The sequence below is a fragment of the Mucilaginibacter sp. P4_G9 genome (assembly GCF_056400985.1).
Map to the genome: position 1 here is coordinate 1 of NZ_JBFUKF010000389.1, position 4,663 is coordinate 4,663.

Sequence of the window (4,663 nt, forward strand, 5' to 3'; positions counted from 1 at the left end):
TATTATCCGCTTCTATCAATAGCTTTTCATCATCATGGGTGTAACTAACAAATCCGTTTTGAGATAAACTTTTTATTACCGTACTGTCGTTGTTAAATGTAACCGTTCCGCTATACGCTAATTGGGTCCCGCTTTTATGGCTGCATGAATTAGTCAGTACTGCCAGGCAGATTGCTATGGTTGTTGATTTTAAAATTTTCACCTTGTTAATCTTGATTGAGGTTTAATGATTGGATTAAACAAACATAACACAAAAGATGGCCTTTACAACATTGGCAAATCAGTGTTTAAAACGTATAATCCCTTTTTTAGCCCAGATATTGAGCAACGGCATCCTCCACTGCAAATCACAGAAGGTGGAGCAGGCAGTGGTGGTAAAGTAAAATCACCCCTAATGCCATTTGGTAGAGCGAGAAAGAGTTAGTGCGGGTGCGCTAAAAAGGTGACAACACATCTATCCCCAACGTAGAGACGCATAATTGCGTCTCCCGCATGCAAATCACACCCTGCAAATCACGCGGGCAAATCCGCCTTGCAAATTGGGAATGTCCTGCGGGAGACGCAATTATGCGTCTCTACAAAAACAGAATGCTCCATAATTTTGACTGTTGAATTTTTCAAGGTTTATTTATTTGTTACCGCGTTCAAGTACACTCCGCAATTTCAATTTTTGACTTTTGACTTTTGACTTTTGACTTTTGACTTTAACCATGGCGTTCCCTGCGGGCCGTGCTGTACGTTCATACGCGCACAAGGCATTAGGCGCGGGCCGGTATCCACTTCCATCACTAACGCGAACTTATGGGTAACTGTAGGCTTAAGGCTTTACAACAACATCGTGATTGGTCTTTGAAGCAAAAAATGCTCACTGTAATTGGTTTTCTATCCTATTTCAGGCAAACATATACCCAGTTTATAAAAGTCAACATATTCTTTTATACCGGCATTAAAAATATCACCTGTCCGAATGTCGGGAGAGGATTCCTGGTGTGAATAAATAATAACGCCCCTAATTATTTTATCATAGGGTAATGATAATTTATCGTAGACACTTTTCAAACGCGTATATCCCGCTAATTGCCTTTTATCCTCAAGTGAAGGCGTGTTATCTTTATATTGTGGCTTATACTTACAATCCACTACGCACTGATAACCTTCGGCCCGAATTAAAATATCGGTTTCCTTTCCACCCCAGTATGTATCATGATAGGTTATTGCTTGGGGGGCAGGAAATATATTTTTAAGCTTCTGAAAAATATACAATTCAAAAAGTTTACTCATATCTATCCAGAAAGGAGGTGTCTCGGTTTGCGTTTTACTGGTTTTGGTAATGTTAAATGAAAACCGCTTTAAAATATAATTCCCAATCCTGATAGCTTCTTCATATTCCTTGTAAAACGGATTTTTCCTGCTTTGTATCTTTTGGTGTCTATTTTCTAAAACATCAACCTGCGCAAATGCAGGTTTGCAATACTTTAGCAGGTTTAAAAGTTGTGAACGTTGCGGTTTGTTAAAAAAATGTTCGTTAGTATTTAACCAAGATGATACGAATTCTAAAACCAATTTTAAAAATTGGTTTTCATAACTATTGATTCCATAATCCTGGTAGTTGCAGATTGTTTTTGTGAGGCGGTTTTTTACTATGTTTTCTTTTATTTGCGGCCCTACTAATATTTTACCTTTTACTCTACTGTTCAGATTTTCGGTAACCCGATAGTAAGACTTCTTTAAACCCTTCCTTACTATTCTTTGCGTTAATTTTAGAAATTGAACTATTAGAATGGGGGACAACAGGTCTTTCTGATCCGGAATTGTGATCCACGGCTGATCGTAATCTACATGGTATAGCCCTTCAAGATGTTCCAGATTTTCAGGAGCCTCCAAACTATTCAAAAGCATCTTCAAAAAGTCAACTTCATCAGTTTCGTCATTTAGTTTTGGTTCTACATATATCGCCGCCTTTTTAGGAACTAACCAATCAACGCCGATAAAATAATTTGAATCTACTCTAAAAGTACCTGCGTCATTATAGACCCCGAAACAAAGCAAATCGAGTTTGTAAGGAAAACATCTTTTGTACGGTGCCTCAATTAAAACAGACTTTAAATAGTCAGAAATCTTCGGTAATTGCTTACGCTGATGTTGTTCAGATATGTACAATAACCGATGCATAGCCTAAGCGCTTAAATTCATTATCGTTTGCAAAATATCGTTTCCAACCAAAATGCCATCCTTAACGTATTCATTTAAAATCGGCCTTATCTCGTATTGTAAGCGGATCTGTATTGTGCCCCCTTCTTCCTCCGTTTTATCAATAAAATAGGAGTGCCCCAGCCAAACATCTTTTGGGTCAAATTCCGGAGATAGCGTATCTGCCCTTTGTAATTGAATATTACTATCTGTTATATATTCGTAGTAGTTACTAATAAACAAGGCACTTACTTGTTTAAACAGATCAGAATGAAAACCGCTTGTGCCTGCAATAGCCAGATCTTTTGGTAATATATCGATAAAGGCAAAGCGCCTGCGTATGGCATAATCAATATGCCCAACGCTGCGGTCAGCTGTGTTCATTGTACCAATTATGTACAGATTGGGTGGCAATATCAATTCGTTGCTCCCATCTACCGTGTACATACTTTCTACAGTCTTACCCCGGTACTCTAAAGCGTAAATCAACTCGCCTAATACGGATGAAAGATTGGCTCGATTAATTTCATCAATAATGAGGACGTAGTTCTTTTCCTTTATTTGTTGCTCAATATCTTGAGGGTCGAATTTTGTTGAGTGTAATTTTTCAAATTCTCTATATTTCTCCAGAGTATTAAAAAAATAAGTGGCATGTTGTTTTGTTAAGCTTTCCAAATTGCTTTGATCTTTAATATCCGATCTTTGAGTCACTCCTGCCTGAATAATTTTTTCCAGTTCAGAGAACTTCATATTTAAGCCCTTTTCATGCGCTTTCCAGTTGTCACCTTTGTATTTAAAACGTTTGTCATCAACGTCAAACAAATAAACGGCATCAGATATTTGATATTTTCGTTCTGGCGTTTTATCTAATTCGTCCTGTACATGGTCAACAAATTTTTGTAAAGTTGTTTTTGCCTGAAGAAGTTGTGTTGACTTCTCATTACCTCCGCGACTAATTTGGTAATTTTCTAAAGCTAGCTTTGCAAAGCATCCTAGTACTTTATCTTCTGCATCGTATAATATACCATCCCCATCGAGATTGGGTTTTGCAACAATACCTCTTACAAAATCTTCGTAACTATAACTCGGATGAAATTGTATTAACTTAAATTGTTCTGAGCTGCCTAAATCAATAGAAGCTTGCACTGGTTCAATTTTTTCGTAAATATATTTGGCAATGGCTGCTTCATACGGATCAAAACCATTCCTCTGCAATCCGTTATCCCAATTTTTGTCTTTGTAAAAGAATATGATCTTAGTAAAGGACGGTGAGGCATCTTTTTTTTCCTCATTAGATAGTACAATATTTGACGCCTTAACCTCCTTAACAGTATAAATTGCTCGCCCAGTAACACTTGGAAGAGCGGCCCCTTCATGTACATACTTTTTTATATCGTCGTTTGTTATTGTGGCAGGTTTAGCCGAAAGTATTGACCTTGTCTCAATTAAGTCAGCGGCAAGCTCCTCCGCTAACTTTGTTTTGCCGGTACCAGGAGGCCCCTGTAGAATAATTTGCTTTTTATAACGCAATACATCTAATAAATGCGACCTATCTGCTTTTAAAATTGCTTCATCTACCTTTTCCATAAGTTTGGCTGCTATTATTTTATCACTTGCGTTGTTTTGGGGTTTTAACTGATAGATTGCGCTCGGCTGATTAGATTCTCCATAGGCTGCGCCATTAAAGTCTAAATTTAAACGTTCCAGTTCCTTCTTTTTAACAACACCTTTCAAATTCCGGTACCAGGCGGTTCTAGGTGTGTCGGGCAAATGCTGTTCGAATGCTTTTGAGCAGACCTTTCCAGCTAAAAATATTTTTTTTTGCCAGTTAGCGCCCTGAGCAATTAATATAATGTCTCCAAGTTGTATCTTGTTGATAAACATCTGTCCTAAATGATGATCTGAATCCCATCCCATGATGGCAACGCCATGCGTTTGAATAGCCTTCTTCCARGCATCTTCTTCTGCTTTTTGATTCGATACATTCGGAGATACTATCCAATAGTTCATATTTTATTTTAATTATGTTTGAACTACTGCTGCTTTATTAGAATTTCATTTTGGGTTTTCGGCATACTTTCGACTTTAACCTGACCATTCATTAACATTGGTAAAAGCCAATCACGTAATGATACCAACTCCTTATTCTGTTTTAGATTGACTTGTTTCTGTTTTTCAAATACTGAAATTTTTTCTTGAAACCGTTTGAGCAGATTATCGGTAGGTAATGGTATGTAATAATGCGAAACTAAGCTATCAAAGAGTAAATTTTTTATTCCGCTTGTTTTTCCCTCAAAGCCAAAGAAAACACCATTATCATATGCCCTGTACCAAGAATGGGTGAAATAGAATACGACGTCTTCAGAGATTAAGGATACCGCTTTGCAAAAATTGGAACAGATCAAAGGATTTTCAAAGCGCTCTGAAACCTGCTCTGTAATACAAGCTAATCTCCCAGTTGACTGGGTTGGGC

At 37.5% G+C, this 4,663-nt stretch carries 4 protein-coding genes; all 4 read right to left on the reverse strand.

Going from position 1 to position 4,663, the window contains the following annotated elements:
* On the reverse strand, positions 1-202 hold a 202-nt coding region (locus AC1DPZ_RS22275; protein ID WP_477407577.1), incomplete at its 3' end, for a hypothetical protein.
* A 680-nt stretch (positions 203-882) separates the two neighbouring features.
* Positions 883-2,172, reverse strand: coding sequence for a 5-methylcytosine restriction system specificity protein McrC (locus tag AC1DPZ_RS22280; protein ID WP_477407579.1), 1,290 nt, complete (start codon positions 2,170-2,172; stop codon positions 883-885).
* Between the two features lie 3 nt (positions 2,173-2,175).
* Positions 2,176-4,200 carry an AAA family ATPase gene (locus AC1DPZ_RS22285; RefSeq protein WP_477407582.1) on the reverse strand — a complete coding sequence of 675 codons (2,025 nt, stop codon included), beginning with the start codon at positions 4,198-4,200 and terminating at the stop codon, positions 2,176-2,178.
* A 23-nt stretch (positions 4,201-4,223) separates the two neighbouring features.
* A partial coding sequence (locus AC1DPZ_RS22290) for a restriction endonuclease subunit S domain-containing protein (protein ID WP_477407584.1) occupies positions 4,224-4,663 on the reverse strand: 440 nt, incomplete at its 5' end.

Coding starts and splice junctions, on each gene's coding strand:
- AC1DPZ_RS22280 (WP_477407579.1), bottom strand. CDS start 2,172: ATGCATCGGTTATTGTACATATCTGAACAACATCAGCGTAAGCAATTA.